Below are 2,233 nucleotides of genomic sequence, written 5' to 3'. Positions count from 1 at the left end.
TTCCATAGAACCAGTAGGGCACCCACGTGACGTCGTCTGAAGAAAGGCCCCAGTCTTTCACCGCGAGGCCCCGAACCTTCTTCGCCAAGTCCCCTTCGCCGGAGACCCACACGTACCCCGGTATCGCCTCACCGGCATAATCTGCTTTCAGCGCGGCAACAACAGATTCCGCTTCCTGGTGCGGCTCGGTGCGAAGGGCGCTCAGACTGCGCACGCTCGTTTTCCACCTGGCCGCGAGCCCAGGTTCTATCTCGTCATCGCTAGTTACCACGGCCATAACGTCGGTACGGGCGAGCATCGCCGGGTCACGGCCTTCTTGGTAGGCAAGGATATGTCGCAGGGCCGGCAGTGCGGAGGCATCGGCGACCAATAGTTGTGGTGCTTCGGTTGGCTGCCACAGCTCGTTGCAGGTAAAGAACCCCGCTGTATCGCCGGGCTGCGCGTTCCGAATCCATCGCGAGCCGGGCCCGGAATCGCCGTGGGTCACCACGTCGACATCGACTGTGGCGTCCTCAGGGTGGAGCGCGCGAATGGTGTACCAGCGCAGATCGGGCCTAGTTTCTTCGCCTATAGCGGCAACGGCTGCCCGGATATTGACCCCGTCGACGGGGAAGGGTGAGAATTCTTGCCCGGCTTGCGGCATGACGAGGCCAAAGAATTCATCAGGGCCGGCGAGCTGATACGTCCGGAAGGCCTCGGCGTGAAACGTCAAACGGTGCAGGCGCGGGCGGATCTGTTTATTGGCAGTCAGGGTTACGGGAATCAGTTGGTGTTCAGGCATCGGCGACGATTGTAGGGAGGAGTTCATGCACCCAACATACTCCTGCAAAGCTAAGCCTTGCCTATGCACTGGGCCGGCGTCTAAGATGAGCAACGTTATTTTCCTCCTTGATTGAAAGGGCTAGCCTCATGAAGATTTTTGGGCGCCGTACCATGGGTGTTGTGGCACTGCTGTCCGTCGGAGCCGTCGCATTAGCCGGTTGCTCGCGCGGTGAGGGCGATGAGAGCACGCAGTCCACCGATGCAGCCAGCGAGGAGCGGGTGGCTAGCCTGGGCTTGGGTGATGCCGATACGCTGCTCGCCCTGGGTATTACTCCCGTGACGGTGGCGCCGTGGGGCGCTGAGGGCGATGGCGATCCTTCCGGCGTTGGCCCGTGGGCAAAGAAGCTTCTGGGCGATGCAAAGCCGGAGGTCATCTACAACACCGCAACGGGCTTTACCGCGGAGACCTTTGAGCAGATCACCGCTGCAGACCCCACCAAGATCATTGCGGTGAACCAGGCAGTGGATGCGCGCACGAAGGAATCCTTGGAAGAGATCGCGGCAACCACCGTCAAGCCGGATGGGTATGAAGACTGGCAGGTTCCCTGGGAAGACCAGGTAGAGGCCATCGCGGACGCCGTTGACAAGGAAGACGAAGGCGATAAGCTTATCGCTGATACCGAGAAGGCTTTCGAGGAATTCCGCCGCGAGCACACCGAATTGCAGGGCAAGTCCGCGGCCATCGTCATGCCTTATGACGGCAAGATTGGCCTGTACACCGATGAGGACGGGCGCGGACAGTTCATCGAGGATCTAGGCATGGAGATCCCGGATGAGCTGCAGGGCGATGGCAGCAGCTTCTTCGTTGACATTGCCCCGGAAAACTACGCGAAGCTCAACCAGGTTGATCACCTCTTCGTCTTGGACTACAACGGCTCCGCGGATGTCTTGAAGAAGGATAAGACCTTCCAGGGCCTGGATATTGTCAAGGATGGGCGTGTGCGCTACCTGGACACGGATACCGGCAACGCCATGAGCATGCCGAACCCAGTGACCATTCCGTGGGCAATGGATAAGTTTGAAGAGAAGCTGTAATTGTCAGCAACCACGAAGGGCGGACCGATTATCCAGACGGGTTCCACAACGGAAGGTCCCGCAGTCACACCAGTAATGACGCGGGGAAGGGGCGGCACGCCGTTTCTTGTTGCCCTCATCCTCGCCAGCCTCGTGCTGGCGGTGGCGTCCTTGGCGCTAGGTTCGCGTTCGATTCCGCCCGATGAGGTCATCGCCGCGCTGCGCGGAGCGGGGGAGCAGGATATTCGCGATATCGTGTGGAACCTGCGCATGCCGCGCACCTTCTTGGCCTATTTCGCCGGCGCGGCCCTTGCCGTCGCCGGTGTCTTGGCGCAATCGTGGACCAGGAACCCGCTAGCGGACCCCGGATTTATCGGTATTACCGCAGGCGCGTCGT

The 2,233-nt window shown here is 60.5% G+C and carries 3 protein-coding genes; 2 read left to right on the top strand and 1 reads right to left on the bottom strand.

The features are described 5' to 3' along the window. Positions 1-781: siderophore-interacting protein (locus ABRP95_RS11985; RefSeq protein WP_349839487.1), on the bottom strand; the 781-nt coding region annotated here is incomplete at its 3' end. Positions 782-909: 128 nt separating this feature from the next. On the opposite strand from ABRP95_RS11985, the gene ABRP95_RS11980 reads away from it, so the two are divergent. Both ABRP95_RS11980 and ABRP95_RS11975 read left to right on the top strand, forming a co-directional pair. Continuing rightward, positions 910-1,857 carry an ABC transporter substrate-binding protein gene (locus ABRP95_RS11980; RefSeq protein ID WP_284781916.1) on the top strand — a complete coding sequence of 316 codons (948 nt, stop codon included), beginning with the start codon at positions 910-912 and terminating at the stop codon, positions 1,855-1,857. 75 nt (positions 1,858-1,932) lie between these two features. After that, positions 1,933-2,233, top strand: a 301-nt coding sequence (locus ABRP95_RS11975; RefSeq protein WP_284864898.1) for an iron chelate uptake ABC transporter family permease subunit, incomplete at its 3' end; no start/stop codon positions are given.

Origin of the sequence: Corynebacterium sp. KPL2895 (genome assembly GCF_040225815.1) — a bacterium.
In the GTDB taxonomy this organism is placed as follows: domain Bacteria; phylum Actinomycetota; class Actinomycetes; order Mycobacteriales; family Mycobacteriaceae; genus Corynebacterium; species Corynebacterium rhinophilum.
This window is presented reverse-complemented; position numbering and strand designations above follow the sequence as displayed.